The following is a 17,391-nucleotide window of genomic DNA, read 5'->3' as shown; positions in this document are numbered from 1 at the left end:
GTGGCTCGCTAGCGGTGGGTGAAGTTCGGCGCCCGCTTCTCGACGAACGCGGCCATGCCTTCGGACTGATCGTCTGTCGCGAAAGTCGAATGGAACAGCCGACGTTCGTATAGCAGACCCTCGGCCAAGGTGGATTCGAAGGCGCGGTTGACCGCCTCCTTGGCCATCCGGGAAGCCGAGCGCGACATCTGCGAAATGGTGGTGGCGACGGCCTTGGCCTCGGTCAGCAGGTCGTCTGCGGGTACCACCCGGGAGACCAGTCCGCTGCGCTCGGCCTCTTCGGCGCCGATGGTGCGTCCGGTCAGGATCAGGTCCATCGCTTTGGCCTTGCCGATGGCCCGGGTCAGTCGCTGCGAGCCGCCCATGCCCGGCAGCACGCCGAGCTTGATCTCGGGCTGGCCGAATTTGGCTGTGTCGGCGGCGATCAGCAGATCGCACATCATCGCGAGTTCGCAGCCACCGCCGAGCGCATGGCCGGCCACCGCCGCGATCGTCGGCGTCCGCACCGCGGCCAGCTTGCCCCACGGCGCGAAGAAGTCGGCGTCGAACGCGTCGGCGAAGGACAGGCTGGACATCTCCTTGATGTCGGCGCCGGCAGCGAACGCTTTCGCCGAACCGGTGATGATGATCGCCCCGATGCCGGTGTCGCCGTCGAATTCGGCTGCTGCGGCGGTGACTTCGTGCATCACCTGGCTGTTGAGCGCGTTGAGTGCCTTGGGCCGGTTCAGCGTGATGATGCCGACGCGATCCTCGCGCTCGACCAGGATGGTCTCGTAACTCATGTGCTCTCCTCTTAGAACGTCAGTTCGTCTTCGACGGGTGCGAAGTACGCCTCGATGTCCGCTGCGGTGACCGCGGCCAGCGAAACCGGCGACCACTTCGGGTTGCGGTCCTTATCGACCAGTTGGGCGCGGATGCCCTCCACCAGATCGTGCGAGCGCAGCGACGCCGACGACACCCGATAGTCTTGGGCCAGAACGTCTTCCAGTGAGTCCAGCTTCGCGGCGCGGCGCACCGCCTCCAGCGTCACCGACAGCGCGATGGGGGAGCGGGTTTCGATCAGATCGGCGGCGTCGTCGGCGGGCCCCGCGCCGTGTTTCCGCAGCGCCGTGACGATGTCGGCAACGGTGTCGCCGGCATAGCACTCGTCGATCCAATCCCGTTGCGCGGCAAGCGCACTGGCTGGTGGCTCGATGGCGTGGGTGGCGATCGCCTGCGCGACGCCGTCGGCGGCGATCGCTTGGCGCAGCTCGTCCAGCTTGTCATGCGGCACGTAGTGGTCGGCAAAACCCAGCGCGATCGCGTCGGCGCCGGAGAACGGCGCGCCGGTGAGCGCGGCGTGCAGGCCCAACGCTCCCGGTGCCCGCGAGAGCAGGTAGGCGCCGCCGACGTCCGGGATGAAGCCGATCCCGACCTCCGGCATGGCCACCTTCGACGTGTCGGTCACCACCCGGGTGTTGGCGTGTGCGCCCACCCCCACGCCGCCGCCCATCACGATGCCGTCCATCAGCGACACGTACGGCTTGGGGAAGCGGCCGATCTTGGCGTTCAGGAGGTACTCGTCGTGCCAGAACCGTCTCGCCTCGACGCCGTCGGCGCGTGCGCTGTGGTAGATCGCCACCACGTCGCCGCCCGCGCACAACCCGCGCTCCCCGGCCCCGGACAGCACCACCGCGCCGACCGTGGCGTCCTGCTCCCACGCCGCGAGGACGACGCTGAGCTCGTCGATCATGGTCTGATTCAGCGAGTTGATCGCCTTCGGGCGATTGAGCGTCACGAAGCCGACACCGTTGTCGACGTGGCCGAAGACCTCGCCGGATTCGTCCGTCACTCGCGTGTTCTCCCCTCGACGTGGACTTGACCAGCAATCTAGATCGTTACCCGCATCACGACGCTCGCGGGTAAGGTCTTGGCAGGATGGCGCCCGGCCGGGAACCCGGCCGGACTGTTGTTCGTTGTCGATGTATTCGCAAGCTCGAAGTCACAGCTCAGGAGAGGAACCGACGGTGCGGGAGACTAGCAACCCGGTATTTCGCTCGCTGCCCAAGCAGCGCGGCGGATACGCGCAGTTTGGCAGTGGCGTCGCGGGAGCCGCGACTCAATACGGGCATCAGACGGATCCCTATGCCCCCTACACCGACCAGCGGGCCGGTGTTTCCCGCCCGCTGACCATCGACGACGTCGTCACCAAGACCGGTATCACCCTGGCGGTGCTGTCGGTTGTTGCCACCGTCTCCTACTTCATGGTGGCGGGCAACATGGCGCTGGCCGCCCCGTTCACGTTCGTCGGCGCGTTCGGCGGTCTGGCGCTCGTGCTGATCGGGACCTTCGCGCGCAAGCAGGACAGCCCGGTGCTCGTCCTGAGCTACGCGGCTCTGGAGGGGCTGTTCCTCGGGGCGTTTTCCTTCCTGCTGGCCCACTTCACGGTCTCCAACACCAGCGCAGGCACGATGATCGGGCAGGCGATTCTGGGCACCTTCGGCGTGTTCGCGGGCATGCTCGTGGTCTACAAGACCGGTGCCATCCGCGTCACCCCGAAGTTCACCCGGATGCTGGTAGCCAGCATGTTCGGCGTGCTGGCTCTGATGCTGGGCAACCTGGTGCTGGCGATGTTCGGCGTCGGCCACGGCGAGGGCATGGGACTGCGCAGCGGTGGTCCGGTCGCCATCATCTTCTCGCTGGTCTGCATCGGCATCGCGGCGTTCAGCTTCCTGGTCGACTTCGACGCGGCTGACCAGATGATCCGCGCCGGAGCCCCGGCCAAGGCCGCGTGGGGCATCGCATTGGGCCTGACCGTGACGCTGGTCTGGCTCTACATCGAGATCCTGCGGCTGCTCAGTTACTTCCAGAACGACTAGCTGCACAACGAAAAGCCGGCGCGTATGCAACGCGCCGGCTTTTTCGTTTTTGCGTTGACTCTGCGCTGACGGCGCATGTCACTCGTACTCTGCCGCCGCAGCCGCAGAGTCAACGGCGGTGTCGGTCCACGGTGTCACCATGCCCGCATGAGGCCCCGTCATGAACCCTTCATCGGCAGTGAAGCACTTGCCGCGGGCCAACTCAGTCGGCATGAGCTGCGCACCTACCACCGCGCGATCATGCCCAACGTCTACATCGACAAACGTGTGCAGCCGTCGCTGCGGCAGCGCACCGCAGGCGCGTGGCTGTGGTCGCGGAGGGAAGCGGTCATCGCCGGAGCCGCCGCGGCTGCGCTGCACGGAAGCAAGTGGGTCGACGACGACACGCCAGTCGAATTGATCTGGCGCAATGCACGGGCGCCTCACGGCGTCGTCACGCGCGACGAGTTGCTTTCCAGCGAGGAGATTCAGCAGCGCGACGGTCTTTTCGTCACGACACCGGAGCGCACCGCCTTCGACATCGGGAGGCGCGGCACCGTGGGCCAAGCAGTCGCCGGTCTTGACTCCCTTTGTGCCGCAACCGACTTCAAAGTGCGACATGTCGAAGAGTTGGCCGGCAACCATTGTCGTTCGCGTGGTCTGCGTCAATTGGAGGTGGCGCTGAATCTTGTTGACGGGGGAGCGCAATCACCGAAGGAAACGTGGCTGCGGATGCTGTTGATCGCTTCGGGGTTCCCAAAGCCGCGGACACAGATTCCGGTGCCGGATGCCGACGGCTTCCCCCGCTATTTCCTCGACATGGGTTGGGAGGAAATCCAGCTCGCCGTCGAATACGACGGCGCGCAGCATTGGACCGATCCGCGGCAATACGCGCACGATGTGGCCCGCCAGGAACACGTCGCCGGGCTGGGCTGGACGGTTGTCAGAGTGGTCTCGCAGCATCGTCCGGGCGACGTCGTCCGGAGAGTTCAGAATGCGTGGAACGCGTTGACTCTGCGCTGACGGCGCACGTCACTCGTACTCTGCCGCCGTAGACGCAGGGTCAACGCCGCAAAGTCAGCTGAGCCGTTCGATGATCAACGCCATGCCCTGGCCACCGCCTACGCACATGGTCTCGAGGCCGAACGTCTTGTCGTGGGTCTGCAAGTTGTTGAGCAGCGTGGTGGCGATGCGCGCACCGGTCATGCCGAACGGGTGGCCGAGGGCGATCGCGCCGCCGGAGACGTTCAGCTTGTCCTCGTCGATGCCCAACTCGCGGGCCGAGCCGAGCACCTGCACCGCGAACGCCTCGTTGATCTCGAACAGGTCGATGTCCTTGACCGACAGGCCCGCCCGCTGCAGGGCCATCTTGCTCGCCTCGATCGGACCCAGGCCCATGATCTCCGGGGACAGCCCGCTGACGCCGGTGGACACGATGCGGGCCAGCGGCTTGAGGCCGAGTTCCTTGGCCTTGGTGTCGCTGGTGATCACCACCGCGGCGGCGCCGTCGTTCAGCGGGCAGGCGTTGCCGGCGGTGACGGTGCCGTTGGGACGGAAGACCGGCTTGAGCTCGCTGATCTTCTCGTAGGTGGTGCCCGGACGTGGGCCGTCGTCGGTGCTGACCGTGCTGCCGTCGGGCAGGGTGACCGGCACGATCTCACGCTCGAAGAAGCCGCTCTTGATCGCTTCCTCGGCCCGGTTCTGGCTTCGCACACCCCAGTGGTCCTGGTCTTCGCGGCTGATCCCGGTCATGATCGCGACGTTCTCGGCGGTCTGACCCATCGCGATGTAGACGTCGGGGATGTTGTGGTCTTTGCGGGGGTCGTGCCAGTCCGTCGCGCCCTCGGCGGCCGTCGCAGTGCGCTGCGCGGCCTCGTCGAAGAGCGGGTTCTTGGTGTCCGGCAACGAGTCCGAGTTGCCCTTGGCGAACCGGGACACGGTCTCGACGCCGGCCGAGATGAAGGCGTCGCCCTCGCCGGCCTTGATGGCGTGGAAAGCCATCCGGATGGTCTGCAGCGACGACGAACAGTACCGGTTGACGGTGGTACCGGGCAGGAAGTCGTAGCCGAGCTCGATGGCGACGACGCGGGCCATGTTGAAGCCCTGCTCACCGCCGGGCAGACCGCAGCCCAGGATCAGGTCGTCGATCTGGTGCGGGCTGAGCGCCTCGACCTTGTCGAGTGCGGCGCGCACCATCTGCGTGGCCAGGTCGTCGGGCCGAATGCTGACCAGCGACCCCTTCATGGCGCGCCCGATGGGCGAACGGGCTGTTGAAACGATGACGGCTTCCGGCATGACGACTCCATCTTCTGCGAATGACTCGGCCCCGAATCTAGTCGCGTCGTGGAGCAGGCCGGTAAACGGCCTAGCCGGAGGCGTTGACGACGATCGGCGCGGGCACCCCGGTCGTCGGGCGTCGCCACAGCCGGGAGATCACTCGGAGCAACGTGAAACCAGGGCCGGCCTCGGTGGCCGACGACGACGGCAGCGCGGGCGTCGGCGCGTCGGGCCAGTCGCCGAGGCTGCTGCACAACGCCGGCAGCAGCTGGCTTGCGGCCAGCGCGTATCCGGCCGCCGACGGATGGAACTGGTCGTCGGACAGCATCAGATGCGGCGAATGCCGAAACTCGTCGTTGACCAGCGAGGCCAGCGGCACCGGCACGCCGCCGGCGGACCGGACCGCGCCGGCCTGGGCCCGGGCGAGTCGTAGTCCCAGGGTGCGCACCGTCCATCGCAGCGGCTGCGGAATCGCCTTCACCACACCGAAATCGGGGCATGTGGCGACGACGACCTCCGCGCCGCTGGCTCGCAGCCGTCGCACCGCTTCGCCCAGCCGGCGCGACGAGGCGCCGATGCCGTTCAGCTTCGTGACGTCGTTGGCGCCGATCAGGATGACGGCGGCATCGGGCGGCGGTCCGGCCACGAACATCGCGTCGACCTGCCCGGACAATCCCTTGGACGTCGCACCGACGATCGCCTTGGTGCTCAACCGGACTCGTTTCCCGCTCTGTTCGGCCAGCCCGCGGGCGATCAGCACGCCGGGAACCTCGTCAGCGCTGCGGCAGCCGTACCCGGTGGCCGTCGAGTCCCCGAAGATCATCAGGTGCAGGTCGACGGGCATCCCCCGTTGCCAGCGCTGCACCGGACCGCCGCCCGCGACGTACACGCCGTCGGCCCGCGGCGGGACGTCCCACGACTTCGGGATGAGGCTGCGGGCCTTCTCCGCCTGGCTGATCAGCAGGTTTCGTGCCCCTACATAGGCTGTGCCGGTCGATGCCAGCGCGCCTGCCGCGGCCAGCGCAACCATCGAACCCCGCGGTGCGCGTCGTACCACGCGAACAGTTTATGTTGCGGATCGTCGACCTTTCCGACGCCGGTCACCTGCGCGATCACGGGTCGGATCAAATTGGGTATCAAATCAGACTCTTTGATTGTTGAACATCTTTACAGTGTCAAGCTAAGTTCTCGAGGTTGGCTGAGCGCCATGACGCCTCGTCGACAGGACTACAACGACGTAGGAGTGTTGGCATGACTGCACCGAGCAAGGTTTCGGGCTCGCCCCGGGCCGCAATTCGCACCCGCGATGTGCTGCGGGCCCGTCGATTTCCAGCCAGCGACGGGGTGCCCGTCGAGGTCGTCGAAAGTGGACCCAGTCTTCCCGGGATGGCCGCGTCGCTGGCCTGCCGGCTGACCATCCGTCCGGCCCTGGGCATCGTCAGCCACATCCCGCACGTCCCTTTTCCGTTCGGCGTCATCGACTTCGCTGCCCGGGCGCTGCTGCCCCGCCCCGGCACCGTCCGCAAGACCGTCGGGTTGCCGCACGCCACCGCACAACTGGTGCGCGCGCCCGGCGTGCTGCCGGCGGACGGCAACCGCCGGGTAGTGCTCTACCTGCACGGTGGCGCCTTCCTGACCTGTGGGGCCAACTCGCACAGCCGAATCGTCAACTCGCTGTCGAAATTCGCCGACGCTCCGGTGCTGGTGGTCAACTACCGGCTGATCCCGAAGCACTCCGTCGGCATGGCGCTGGACGACTGTCACGATGGCTACCGATGGCTGCGGCAGCGCGGATACTCCCCGGAGCAGATCGTGCTGGCCGGCGACTCGGCCGGCGGCTACCTGGCTCTCGCTCTGGCACAACGCCTTCAGCAGGCCGACGAGGAGCCGGCGGCGCTGGTCGCGATCTCGCCGCTGCTGCAGCTGGCCAAGGAGCCCAAGCAAGCGCATCCGAACATCAACACCGATGCGATGTTCCCCGCCAAGGCATTTGACGCGTTGTTCACCCTGGTCGCCAAGGCCGCGCGCAAGCATGTCGTCGACGGCAAACCGGAGCAGCTCTATGAGCCGCTCGACCACGTCGAGCCGGGACTGCCCCGGACCTTGATCCACGTATCGGGCTCGGAGGTGCTGCTGCACGACGCGCGCGCCGCGGCTCGGGCCCTCGCCGCCGCCGGAGTGCCCACCGAGGTTCGGGTCTGGCCCGGGCAGATTCACGACTTCCAGCTCGCCGCGCCGATCGTGCCCGAGGCCGAGCGGTCGCTGCGCCAGATCGGCGAGTACATCCGCGAAGCGACCGGCTAAGCGAGACGGGCTGCGCGAGGTCGCGGCTCATGGCCCGCCTCCTCCGCGGGCCGCAATGCGGCCCGCATCGTCATCGGGCGGGCGGCACCTGAGACGATCTACGCATGCGGATCGCGCAGCACATCAGTGAAATCATCGGAAACACTCCACTGGTTCAGCTGAACTCGGTTGTGCCGCCGGGGTCCGGCCGGGTCGTCGCGAAGGTCGAATACCTCAACCCGGGTTTGAGCAGCAAAGACCGGATCGCGGTGAAGATGATCGACGCCGCCGAGGCCAGCGGAGAGCTCAAACCGGGCGGCACCATCGTCGAGCCGACGTCGGGGAACACCGGCGTCGGCCTTGCTCTGGTCGCCCAGCGTCGCGGCTACCGGTGCGTGTTCGTCTGCCCCGACAAGGTCAGCGAGGACAAGCAGAATGTGCTGCGGGCCTACGGCGCGGAGGTGGTGGTGTGCCCGACGGCGGTGCCACCCGAGCACCCGGACAGCTACTACAGCGTCTCCGACCGGTTGGTCGGTGAGATCGACGGCGCCTGGAAGCCCGACCAGTACTCCAACCCCCAAGGCCCGGCCAGCCACTACGAAACCACCGGTCCGGAGATCTGGGCCGACACCGACGGTCAGGTCACCCACTTCGTCGCCGGCATCGGCACCGGCGGAACGATCACCGGCGCGGGCCGCTACCTGAAGGACGTCTCGAACGGCCGGGTGAAGGTCGTGGGCGCCGACCCCGAAGGTTCGGTGTACTCCGGCGGCACCGGCCGGCCCTATCTGGTGGAGGGCGTCGGCGAGGACTTCTGGCCCGCGGCCTATGACCGGGCCGTGCCCGACGAGATCATCGCGGTCACCGACTCCGACTCGTTCAACATGACCCGGCGACTGGCCCGCGAGGAGGCCATGCTGGTCGGCGGCTCGTGCGGAATGGCGGTGGTGGCGGCCCTGAAGGTGGCCGAGCAGGCCGGGCCGGACGCGCTGATCGTCGTGCTGCTGCCGGACGGCGGCCGTGGCTACCTGTCGAAAATCTTCAACGACGCCTGGATGTCGTCCTACGGTTTCCTGCGCACCAGGCTGGACGGCTCGATCGAGCAGCCCACGGTCGGCGACGTGCTGCGCGGAAAGTCCGGTCATCTACCCGACCTGGTGCACACCCATCCGTCGGAGACGGTCCGCGACGCGATCGGCATTCTCCGCGAGTACGGGGTGTCGCAGATGCCGGTCGTCGGCGCCGAGCCGCCGGTGATGGCCGGCGAGGTGGCGGGCAGCGTCTCTGAACGCGAACTGCTGTCGGCCGTCTTCGAGGGCCGCGCCAGCCTGGCCGACGCCGTGGGCATGCACATGAGCCCGCCGCTGCCGATCATCGGTGCCGGTGAACAGGTCAGTGCGCTGGCCAAGACGTTGCGGGACCTGGACGCCGTGATGGTTGTCGAGGAAGGCAAACCGGTCGGGGTGATCACCCGGTACGACTTGCTGGGCTTCCTATCCGACGGCGCGCCCCGCAAGTAGCCGGACGCGTCGCGGGCAAATTAGTTCGAGTAGCAAATATCACTGTGCAGAGGGAAAGCCACGTATGACCGACCACATCCCACCTCCGCCCGGCGAGGCTCACATGCCGCCCCCGCCGCCGCCACCGCTGGGGGGTGGTGGTTATCCGCCACCGCCTCCGCCGTCGGGCGGATACGCGCCCCCGCCGCCCGGGCCGGTGCTCCGGGGTCTGGCCACCGAGTCCTACACGCCGTGGATCACCCGGGTCGCTGCGTACGTCATCGACCACCTGCCCGTCGCGCTCATCGTCGGCGTCGGGTTCCTGGTCCTGCAGAACTCCGTCGAGAGTGTCTGCCTGACCGATGTCACCCCGCACACCATCGACCAGATCTGCTCGGTCGGCCCGTCGTCGCTGGGCGTGGCGGTGATGTGGGTTGCGGCGTTGCTCGCGCTGGGTTACCTGATCTGGAATCTCGGCTACCGGCAGGGCACCACCGGATCGAGCGTCGGCAAGTCGCTGCTGAGATTCCAGGTCGTGAGCGAAAACACCGGCAAGCCAATCGGTTTCGGGTTGTCCGTGCTGCGCGAGATCGCTCACGCGGTCGACGCCGCGATCTTCTACATCGGCTACCTGTTTCCGCTCTGGGACGCCAAGCGTCAAACGCTGGCCGACAAGATCATGGCCACGGTGTGCCTGTCGATCGACCGGACGGCCGAGGCGTAGTCAGCTCACGGACACCACGGCGGGATTGGGCAGAAATTCAGGCCCGGCGGCGGCGGAGCCGGCGGCGGGGGCTGGTCGCCCTCCCAGATGGTCCGGGCGACGTTGCCCCCACCTCCGACGTACCAGTAGGTGTGACACACGGTTGCGTCCCAGCGGACCGGGTCCACTCGGAGGTTGCCCGTCTGCACCGGAGGATCGCCGGGGCACCAGCGGCACGGTCCTTCCGGGTGATCTGGAGGACAGCCCGGCCAAGACTGCGGCGCCGGGCCGGGGCGGGCCCCGGCGAGAGCCGAACCGACCACTCCCGCGACATTGCCGCACAGCAGGACAGCCGTTGCGGCACCTACAATCAATCGCCTCATAAATCTGCGATTCTGCTCTCCCGCAGGCTGCGTGCGCATGGGGCGATTGACCTAACTTTGCGCCGTTCGGTGCGACCTGATCGGATGGCTAGGCTGATCGTCGATGAGCAAACACTTCGAAGCAGCCGGACTTGCCACCAAGGCCATCCACGCCGGCTACCGGCCCGATCCGCAGACCGGAGCGGTCAACACGCCGATCTATGCCAGTAGCACCTTCGCCCAGGACGGGGTCGGCGGTCTGCGCGGCGGATTCGAATACGCCCGTACCGGCAACCCCACCCGGGTCGCGCTGGAAACCGCGCTGGCGGCGGTCGAAGACGGCAGGTTCGGCCGCGCGTTCGGCTCCGGCATGGCGGCCGGTGATTGCGCGCTGCGCGCGGTGCTGCGTCCCGGCGATCACGTGGTGATCCCTGACGACGCCTACGGCGGAACGTTCCGGCTGATCGACAAGGTCTTCACGCAGTGGGGTGTGCAGCACACCCCGGTCGCGCTGTCCGATCTCGACGCGGTCCGTGCGGCTGTCACGCCGAGCACCAAGCTGATCTGGGTGGAAACGCCCACCAACCCGCTGCTGTCGATCGCCGACATCGCCGGCATTGCCCAGATTGGTGCGGACAGCTCAGCAATAGTGTTGGTGGACAACACGTTTGCATCGCCAGCCCTGCAGCAGCCGCTGACGCTCGGCGCTGACATCGTGTTGCACTCGACGACGAAGTACATCGGCGGACATTCCGACGTCGTGGGCGGCGCGCTGATCACCAACGATGCCGAACTGGACGAGGCCTTCGCCTTCCTGCAGAACGGGGCCGGCGCTGTGCCCGGCCCGTTCGACGCCTACCTGACCATGCGCGGCTTGAAGACGTTGGTGCTGCGGATGGAACGGCACAGCGAAAACGCCGCTGCGATAGCCGAATTCCTGACCGGGCATGCCTCGGTGGACACCGTGCTGTATCCGGGTCTGGCCGACCATCCGGGCCACCAGATCGCCGCGCGGCAGATGCGCGGTTTCGGCGGCATGGTGTCGATGCGGATGAAGGGTGGACGACGTGCGGCCGAAACGTTGTGCGCCAACACCCGGTTGTTCATTCTGGCCGAGTCGCTCGGCGGCGTGGAGTCGCTGATCGAGTATCCCGGCGCCATGACCCACGCGTCGACGGCCGGTTCCCAGTTGGAGGTTCCCGACGATCTGGTCCGGCTCTCGGTGGGCATCGAAGACCTCGCCGACCTGATCGCCGATCTCGAACAGGCGCTGGGTTGATCGGTTGGCATCACCCTGCAGCCGGCGGGATGTGCCATTCCCACACGCCGCGGTAACTGGGGACGTCCAGCCGCAGAACGGCAGCATCGCTGGGTGCGCTCACGACCAAAGCCGTACTGGTGTGGGCACCGGCGACAATCGGTTCGGAGATCGCCTCGGTGCCGCGACCGCACTTCGCGTGCAGGTAGAGGCTCCCCGTGGAATTCCCGTGCGTATCGCGAACACTCCAGTGCGGCAGCGCCAGCGCGTGTGCGGTGGCGGGGTTGGCGAATTGATCGACGTCCGACCACACTTCGAGGTCGAACCGTAGATACTGCGGGTGGTCGATGAGTAGCCCGTGTGGTTCGACGCATTGCACATCTTGCTGGATGTTCGTCACCAGAAAAGACAACTGATTGGTGAGCCAGCCCCGTGCGTGGTCGCTGTCGTCGGGCTTAGGCGGGTACGTCGCGACCTCGCGTTGCCAGAAGTTGTTCTCGCGGTTGTGGATTCGTTCCCAGATCGGAAGGCTGACGAAGAGACTCGCCGACAAGACGGTCACCACGGCGAACGAAATTCGGGTGGCACGACTACGGCAATGAGCGGTGCCGTTACGGCGTTCGTGATAGCAGGCGCCCAACTCGATTCCGGCGAGCATCGTCAGCGCGACGGCGATGGCGCCGATCAGTACGCTGGCCGAATTCACCGAATGTGTTGCGAGGAACTGTGTCACGGCTTGCGTCACTGCTGCGACACCGAGCAGGGCGACTGCCGGAATCAGGAGCAGGCGGACAATCAGGTCGAGTTCGACGTCGTGGACGGTGCGAGCGCCGACGGCGCTGAATGCGCTGTTTTCCAGGTCGGCCAGCTGTGCTTTCTTGCGGCGGACGACGTAGAACGCAGGAAGCAGTGGCAGGATCGCCACAACAGCCGACCAGGCAACGATCATCGCCGCCCCCGCGAAAAAGTAAGCTTCGAGCGGGTGTTGTAACACCGCCAGGCGGTAGGCATTTTGAAAGGCAGCGATTGCGGCGGACCGGCTGACGCTGATAGCGGCGGCCATGAGATCTCCGAGCAGATTGCGGTAGCCGGCGTGGCACAACCATGCCAGTAGATAGGCAACGGCCAGGACCACCATCAATCCCGGCGCCACGAAGAGTGCCAGTCGTCGCCTTGGGGGCAGCGACTGTTCGAATTGCTCGAGCATCTCGAGGTTGCCGCGTTGTTCGTCCGCAGCGCCGGTCACAACGCCCAGCATCATCACGCCGGATTTGAGGGCGTCGACGCGTCGATACAGGTAACGCACGAAAAGGGTGGACACAAAATAGCGTAGGGCTGGAAACGCCAGCCAGCTTGGCAGCCTTGAGTTTTCGGGCTTCACCCAAGTGAGGACCGGCGCATCGTCGACGCTGTCCAGCGCATCGGTGTAGCCGGCGAGCAGAGCGCGCAGCGCCAGTGGGATGCCGGCGTGTCCGGGAGTATCAGCTTCGTACTCGGAGGCTCGCGCGGCAGACGTCGTGTCGGGGTTGCTGATTGTCGTGGTCATTGCCGGTTCCCGGGGGGTGCGTTCGAGTGATTTCGCGAGCGTATGGCGCGTGCTCTCGCACCAGCACCAGTAGCGGACTACTCAACTTTCGGCGCTATCGGCTCATCACACGCGCGCGACAAGGCCGCTACTCGTGCACGATGCGGGCGGATGCCCACGACAATCGAATCCTTGAACGTCCCAGTACGAGAACGGGCAGCGTTCCCGGCCCACTACCCGATCAGGAGTGGTACGGCTCCGCGCTGACCAGCGTGACCTTGACGGTGTTGCCGTTGGGCACGGTGTAGCTGCGGGTCTCGCCCTCTTTGGCGTCGATCAGGGCGCCGCCCAGCGGTGAGTTCGGCGAGTAGACCTCGAGCTTGCCGTCGTTGACGGCCTGCTCGCGGGTACCGATCAGGAACGTCTCGGTGTCGGACTTGTCGCCGTCGTAGTAGACCTTCACCACCGAGCCGGGCAGCGCAATGCCCGACTGCTTGGGCACCTCGCCGACCTTGGCGTTGTTCAGTAGGTCCTGCAACTGGCGGATGCGGGCCTCTTGCTGGCCCTGCTCTTCGCGTGCAGCGTGGTAGCCACCGTTCTCGCGGAGGTCGCCCTCCTCGCGGCGGTCGTTGATCTCCGCGGCGATGACCGGACGATTCGCGATCAACTGATCGAGCTCGGCCTTCAGTCGATCGTGTGATTCCTGGGTCAACCAGGTCACTTGGGTGTCCGTCATCTCGTCGTGCTCCTTGTGGTGTCGGTCAGGCGGTATCCGCCCCGGCAGTTGTCGGGCTGCTGCGGGCGGGTCCACACCTGTACTGCCGACCCCAGTAGTCGGGTGTACCCCCTGCGCGGCGGATCTGGCCGCTAATGCAGCAATACACGGTCCCAGCCGGAACCGTGCATCCGACGATCCTACACCTCTGCTGCGGATGCCGAGGACATTTTCCGCAGGCCGGTGTTTGCCAGAGCCGGCCCGCGTCAGGGCGCGCGAAGGTAGCCGGGAACGTCTGTGCCGCAGCCGTAGATGTCGCCGACCATCGGCGGCTTGCTGGACTTCACGATCGCCGTCACCTGCACTGTTGTCTGAGTCGACGGCGGAACCAGCACTTCACGTCGGCCCGTCTCGCTGCCGTCTTTCGCGCGCACCCGCACGATGCAGTCGACCGGCCGCGACGGGTCGGTTCGCGTCACGCTGATCGTTACTGACACGGTCTGGTTGTCGACCAACTGATAGCCGCCGAGCGTGCCCTCGACGTCGCTGCGGCCCAGTGATCGATAACCGATGACAGCCAGCGCGACCCCGACCGCGACCACCGTGACAGACAGCGCGACGAACCAGCGCCGGGACGGGCGGACCGGCCGGACACGTCCATAGCGGGACTGCGGCGGCGGCTGTGAACGTTCGGTCATGGTGTGGTGGGTTCGGTGCCGGGGGTTTCGGGACCCGGCGGCCGGGATGGAACTATTAGACCTGGAACTATAGGGCCCAAGAACAGCGGATAGTCAGGGAGCACGTGAGCGAGCTGCGGTTGATGGCGGTGCACGCCCACCCGGACGACGAGTCCAGTAAGGGCGCCGCCACCCTTGCCCGCTACTCGGACGAGGGCCACCGCGTGCTGGTGGTCACCCTGACCGGCGGCGAACGCGGTGACATCCTCAACCCGGCGATGGACCTGCCCGAAGTGCACGGGCGCATCGCCGACGTCCGCCGCGACGAGATGGCCAAGGCCGCGGAGATTCTGGGCGTCGAACACACCTGGTTGGGTTTCGTCGATTCCGGGCTGCCGATGGGAGATCCGCCGCCACCCCTGCCGGAGGACTGCTTCGCGCTGACGCCGTTGGAGGTGTCCACCGAGGCGCTGGTGAAGGTGGTGCGCGAATTCCGGCCGCATGTGATGACGACCTACGACGAGAACGGCGGATACCCGCATCCCGATCACATCCGTTGTCATCAGGTTTCGGTCGCGGCGTACGAGGCGGCCGCCGACCACCGGCGCTTCCCGGACGCCGGGCCGGTGTGGTCGGTGGCCAAGCTGTACTACAACCACGGGTTCCTGCGTCAGCGGATGCAGATGCTGCAAGACGAGTTCGCCAAGCGCGGGGAGACCGGGCCGTTCGAAAAATGGCTGAAGCATTGGGATCCGTCGCACGACGTCTTCGCCGGTCGGGTGACCACCAAGATCGAGTGCTCGGCGTACTTCAGCCAACGTGACGACGCGCTGCGGGCGCATGCCACCCAGATCGATCCCAAGGGCGACTTCTTCGCCGCACCGATCGAGTGGCAGCAGCGGCTCTGGCCGACTGAGGAATTCGAGCTCGCTCGCTCGCGCATTCCGGTGCGTCTTCCGGAAACCGATCTGTTCGCCGGAATCGAGGCATAGCCGTGATGCACGTTCACATGGCCGCGTGGGCGCTGCTCGCCGAGGGCGGGCCGCATAACAGCGGGCCGGACTTCGGCAAAGCCAGCCCGTTCGGGTTGCTGGTGGTGGTGCTGCTACTGATCGGCGTGCTGTTCCTGGTCCGCTCGATGAACCGGCACCTCAAGAAGCTGCCGGAGTCTTTCGACCCGCAACACCCCGAGCCCGATCAGGCTGTCGACGACGGAACGATCGACCAGCCGCCGCACGAGCCGCGCCCGTGAGTCCGGCGGGAAACCAGCTCGCCGGGGCCGCCAGCCCCTACCTTCGCCAGCACGCCGACAACCCGGTGCACTGGCAGCAGTGGTCGCCGCAGGCACTGGCCGAAGCCGCGCAGCGCGACGTGCCGATCCTGCTGTCGATCGGCTACGCCGCCTGCCACTGGTGCCATGTGATGGCGCACGAGTCGTTCGAGGACGACGAGGTCGCCGCCGCGATGAACGCCGACTTCGTCTGCATCAAGGTCGATCGCGAAGAACGTCCCGACATCGACGCGGTCTACATGAAAGCCACTGTCGCGCTCACCGGGCAGGGCGGTTGGCCGATGACGTGCTTCCTGACGCCCGACGGGCGACCGTTCTTCTGCGGTACGTTTTACCCGAAAGACGGTTTCCTGCAGCTACTTTCGGCGGTGTCGAGCACCTGGCGGGATCGTCGTGACGAGGTCGAGCAGTCGTCCGATCAGATCGCCGGCGAACTGCGCACGACGGCCGCCGTATTGCCCGGCCAAAGCCCGCCGGTGGGCCCCGCGCTCTGTGACCACGCCGTGGCCGCGGTCCTGCGAGACGAGGACACCGTTCACGGCGGCTTCCGCGGCGCACCGAAATTCCCGCCGTCAGCGTTGCTGGAAGCGTTGCTGCGGCACTGGGAACGGACCGGCTCAGCGCAGTCGCTGGATGCGGTCAGCCGTACCGGTGTCGCCATGGCCCGCGGCGGAATGTACGACCAGCTGGCCGGGGGTTTCGCCCGCTACAGCGTCGACGATGCTTGGTTGGTACCGCATTTCGAGAAGATGCTGTACGACAATGCGCTGCTGTTGCGGGCCTATGCGCACTGGGCCCGCCGCACCGGCGATCCGTTGGCGCGACGGGTCGCCGCCGAGACCGCGGGCTTCTTGCTCGAAGAGTTGCGGGCGGGCGACATGTTCACCTCGTCGCTGGACGCTGACGCCGACGGCAGCGAAGGCTCCACCTATGTGTGGACGCCCGCGCAGCTGACCGATGTGCTTGGCGGCGACGACGGGCGTTGGGCCGCTTCGTTTTTCGGCGTGACAGCGGCCGGCACGTTCGAAGCCGGCGCGTCGGTGCTGCAGCGATCCGGCGATTCGGACGACTCGGAGCGATTCGATCGGGTCCGGACCGCGCTGCTGAGCGCCAGGCGGACGCGACCTCAGCCGGATCGCGACGACAAGGTCGTCACCGCCTGGAACGGGTTGGCGATCACCGCGCTGGTCGAGGCCGGAATCGCGTTGGATTCGCCCGAATTACCCGACGCCGCAGCGCATTGCGCGGCGGCGCTGTTGCGGTTGCACATGGTGGACGGCCGGCTGCGTCGCGCCAGCCTCGGCGGACGGGTCGGCGAGAGCGCGGCGATCCTGGAAGACCACGCAATGCTCGCCACCGGTCTGCTCGCGCTTTATCAGCGGACCTCCAACGATGCCTGGTTGACCATCGCCACCGGGTTGCTCGATATCGCGTTGGCGCACTTTGCCGATCGAGACCGGCCGGGTCACTGGTTCGACAGCGCAGACGACGGCGAGCAGCTGGTGCTGAGGCCTGCCGACCCGTATGACGGCGCCACCCCGTCGGGCGCCTCGTCGATGGCCGAGGCGTTGCTGACCGCGGGATGTCTGACCGGCGCGGAGCGTTACACGCGAGCGGCCTCCGCCACGCTGCAGGCGCATTCGGTACTACTGGCCCGCGCGCCGCGCTCGGCGGGGCACTGGCTCGCCGTCGCCGAAGCCGCTGTGCGCGGGCCGTTGCAGATCGCCGTCGCGTGCGCTGACGGAAGCTCGTCGCTGCTGGCCAGTGCGCGCCGGCTGGCGCCCGGCGGGGCGCTCGTCGTCGGCGGCGCCGTGGACTCCTCGAAGCTGCTGGTCGGCCGCGACCGGATCGATGGTGGCGATGCGGCCTACGTGTGCCGCGGCCAGGTGTGCGATCTGCCGGTGACGAGCGCGGAAGCCTTGGCGGCATCAGTGGCGGTCAAACCCGCCCGGTAGCGTGCCTGA

The 17,391-nt window shown here is 66.9% G+C and carries 16 protein-coding genes; 9 read left to right on the top strand and 7 right to left on the bottom strand.

Features of this window, described 5'->3' with window-relative positions:
• Positions 1–8: 8 nt before the first annotated feature.
• Both G6N27_RS10425 and G6N27_RS10420 read right to left on the bottom strand, forming a co-directional pair.
• The gene (locus tag G6N27_RS10425) at positions 9–782 is read right to left on the bottom strand and encodes an enoyl-CoA hydratase (RefSeq protein ID WP_163776267.1); all 774 of its coding nucleotides are present in this window, start codon (positions 780–782) and stop codon (positions 9–11) included.
• Positions 783–793: 11 nt separating this feature from the next.
• Positions 794–1,831 (bottom strand): enoyl-CoA hydratase/isomerase family protein, encoded by a 1,038-nt coding sequence (locus G6N27_RS10420; RefSeq protein WP_163776266.1) that lies wholly within the window; start codon positions 1,829–1,831, stop codon positions 794–796.
• Between the two features lie 175 nt (positions 1,832–2,006).
• Between G6N27_RS10420 and G6N27_RS10415 the strand changes: the two genes are divergently transcribed.
• A complete protein-coding gene (locus G6N27_RS10415) occupies positions 2,007–2,858 on the top strand; it encodes a Bax inhibitor-1/YccA family protein (protein ID WP_163776265.1) in 852 nt (283 codons plus the stop codon).
• 147 nt (positions 2,859–3,005) lie between these two features.
• Entirely contained in the window at positions 3,006–3,860 is an 855-nt protein-coding gene (locus tag G6N27_RS10410) for an endonuclease domain-containing protein (protein ID WP_163776264.1), read from the top strand.
• Positions 3,861–3,914: 54 nt separating this feature from the next.
• Here the strand turns inward: G6N27_RS10410 and G6N27_RS10405 are convergent, their stop codons facing one another.
• Complete coding sequence (locus G6N27_RS10405) at positions 3,915–5,132, bottom strand: acetyl-CoA C-acetyltransferase (RefSeq protein ID WP_163776263.1); 1,218 nt, start codon at positions 5,130–5,132, stop codon at positions 3,915–3,917.
• Positions 5,133–5,202: 70 nt separating this feature from the next.
• Positions 5,203–6,144 (bottom strand): SGNH/GDSL hydrolase family protein, encoded by a 942-nt coding sequence (locus tag G6N27_RS10400; RefSeq protein WP_179963392.1) that lies wholly within the window; start codon positions 6,142–6,144, stop codon positions 5,203–5,205.
• Between the two features lie 221 nt (positions 6,145–6,365).
• Between G6N27_RS10400 and G6N27_RS10395 the strand changes: the two genes are divergently transcribed.
• The 4 genes from G6N27_RS10395 (at position 6,366) to G6N27_RS10380 (ending at position 11,240) form a co-directional block, all read left to right on the top strand.
• Complete coding sequence (locus G6N27_RS10395; RefSeq protein WP_163776261.1) at positions 6,366–7,418, top strand: alpha/beta hydrolase fold domain-containing protein; 1,053 nt, start codon at positions 6,366–6,368, stop codon at positions 7,416–7,418.
• 104 nt (positions 7,419–7,522) lie between these two features.
• Positions 7,523–8,917, top strand: coding sequence for a cystathionine beta-synthase (locus G6N27_RS10390; RefSeq protein WP_163776260.1), 1,395 nt, complete (start codon positions 7,523–7,525; stop codon positions 8,915–8,917).
• A 64-nt stretch (positions 8,918–8,981) separates the two neighbouring features.
• Complete coding sequence (locus tag G6N27_RS10385; protein ID WP_163776259.1) at positions 8,982–9,620, top strand: RDD family protein; 639 nt, start codon at positions 8,982–8,984, stop codon at positions 9,618–9,620.
• 465 nt (positions 9,621–10,085) lie between these two features.
• Positions 10,086–11,240, top strand: coding sequence for a cystathionine gamma-synthase (locus G6N27_RS10380; RefSeq protein ID WP_163776258.1), 1,155 nt, complete (start codon positions 10,086–10,088; stop codon positions 11,238–11,240).
• A 10-nt stretch (positions 11,241–11,250) separates the two neighbouring features.
• On the opposite strand, the gene G6N27_RS10375 is transcribed toward G6N27_RS10380, so the two are convergent.
• The 3 genes from G6N27_RS10375 to G6N27_RS10365 form a co-directional block, all read right to left on the bottom strand.
• Positions 11,251–12,765, bottom strand: a complete 1,515-nt coding sequence (locus G6N27_RS10375; RefSeq protein ID WP_163776257.1) for a hypothetical protein — start codon at positions 12,763–12,765, stop codon at positions 11,251–11,253.
• Positions 12,766–12,985: 220 nt separating this feature from the next.
• Positions 12,986–13,480, bottom strand: a complete 495-nt coding sequence (gene greA / locus G6N27_RS10370; protein WP_163776256.1) for a transcription elongation factor GreA — start codon at positions 13,478–13,480, stop codon at positions 12,986–12,988.
• Between the two features lie 245 nt (positions 13,481–13,725).
• On the bottom strand, positions 13,726–14,157 hold the full coding sequence (locus G6N27_RS10365; RefSeq protein ID WP_163776255.1) for a DUF4307 domain-containing protein: 432 nt from the start codon (positions 14,155–14,157) through the stop codon (positions 13,726–13,728).
• Between the two features lie 104 nt (positions 14,158–14,261).
• On the opposite strand from G6N27_RS10365, the gene mca reads away from it, so the two are divergent.
• Genes mca through G6N27_RS10350 form a run of 3 tightly spaced genes read left to right on the top strand, consistent with a single transcriptional unit; the run spans position 14,262 to position 17,382 of the window.
• Positions 14,262–15,128 carry a mycothiol conjugate amidase Mca gene (mca, locus tag G6N27_RS10360; RefSeq protein WP_163776254.1) on the top strand — a complete coding sequence of 289 codons (867 nt, stop codon included), beginning with the start codon at positions 14,262–14,264 and terminating at the stop codon, positions 15,126–15,128.
• Positions 15,129–15,133: 5 nt separating this feature from the next.
• Positions 15,134–15,388 (top strand): hypothetical protein, encoded by a 255-nt coding sequence (locus G6N27_RS10355; RefSeq protein WP_163781621.1) that lies wholly within the window; start codon positions 15,134–15,136, stop codon positions 15,386–15,388.
• The gene (locus G6N27_RS10350) at positions 15,385–17,382 is read left to right on the top strand and encodes a thioredoxin domain-containing protein (protein WP_163776253.1); all 1,998 of its coding nucleotides are present in this window, start codon (positions 15,385–15,387) and stop codon (positions 17,380–17,382) included. Before G6N27_RS10355 ends, G6N27_RS10350 begins: the two co-directional genes overlap by 4 nt.
• Positions 17,383–17,391: the final 9 nt, after the last annotated feature.

This window comes from Mycobacterium cookii, from assembly GCF_010727945.1.
Lineage (GTDB): Bacteria > Actinomycetota > Actinomycetes > Mycobacteriales > Mycobacteriaceae > Mycobacterium > Mycobacterium cookii.
The sequence above is the reverse complement of the archived record's forward strand: the minus strand, read 5'-3'. Positions and strand labels throughout refer to the sequence as shown.

What these genes read in the sequence shown, in the direction of transcription:
- G6N27_RS10375 (WP_163776257.1), bottom strand. Translation starts at nt 12,765, where the DNA reads ATGACCACGACAATCAGCAACCCCGACACGACGTCTGCCGCGCGAGCC.
- G6N27_RS10400 (WP_179963392.1), bottom strand. Translation starts at nt 6,144, where the DNA reads ATGGTTGCGCTGGCCGCGGCAGGCGCGCTGGCATCGACCGGCACAGCC.
- G6N27_RS10380 (WP_163776258.1), top strand. Translation starts at nt 10,086, where the DNA reads ATGAGCAAACACTTCGAAGCAGCCGGACTTGCCACCAAGGCCATCCAC.
- G6N27_RS10365 (WP_163776255.1), bottom strand. Translation starts at nt 14,157, where the DNA reads ATGACCGAACGTTCACAGCCGCCGCCGCAGTCCCGCTATGGACGTGTC.
- G6N27_RS10390 (WP_163776260.1), top strand. Translation starts at nt 7,523, where the DNA reads ATGCGGATCGCGCAGCACATCAGTGAAATCATCGGAAACACTCCACTG.
- G6N27_RS10355 (WP_163781621.1), top strand. Translation starts at nt 15,134, where the DNA reads ATGCACGTTCACATGGCCGCGTGGGCGCTGCTCGCCGAGGGCGGGCCG.
- G6N27_RS10425 (WP_163776267.1), bottom strand. Translation starts at nt 782, where the DNA reads ATGAGTTACGAGACCATCCTGGTCGAGCGCGAGGATCGCGTCGGCATC.
- G6N27_RS10395 (WP_163776261.1), top strand. Translation starts at nt 6,366, where the DNA reads ATGACTGCACCGAGCAAGGTTTCGGGCTCGCCCCGGGCCGCAATTCGC.
- greA (WP_163776256.1), bottom strand. Translation starts at nt 13,480, where the DNA reads ATGACGGACACCCAAGTGACCTGGTTGACCCAGGAATCACACGATCGA.
- G6N27_RS10385 (WP_163776259.1), top strand. Translation starts at nt 8,982, where the DNA reads ATGACCGACCACATCCCACCTCCGCCCGGCGAGGCTCACATGCCGCCC.
- G6N27_RS10410 (WP_163776264.1), top strand. Translation starts at nt 3,006, where the DNA reads ATGAGGCCCCGTCATGAACCCTTCATCGGCAGTGAAGCACTTGCCGCG.
- G6N27_RS10405 (WP_163776263.1), bottom strand. Translation starts at nt 5,132, where the DNA reads ATGCCGGAAGCCGTCATCGTTTCAACAGCCCGTTCGCCCATCGGGCGC.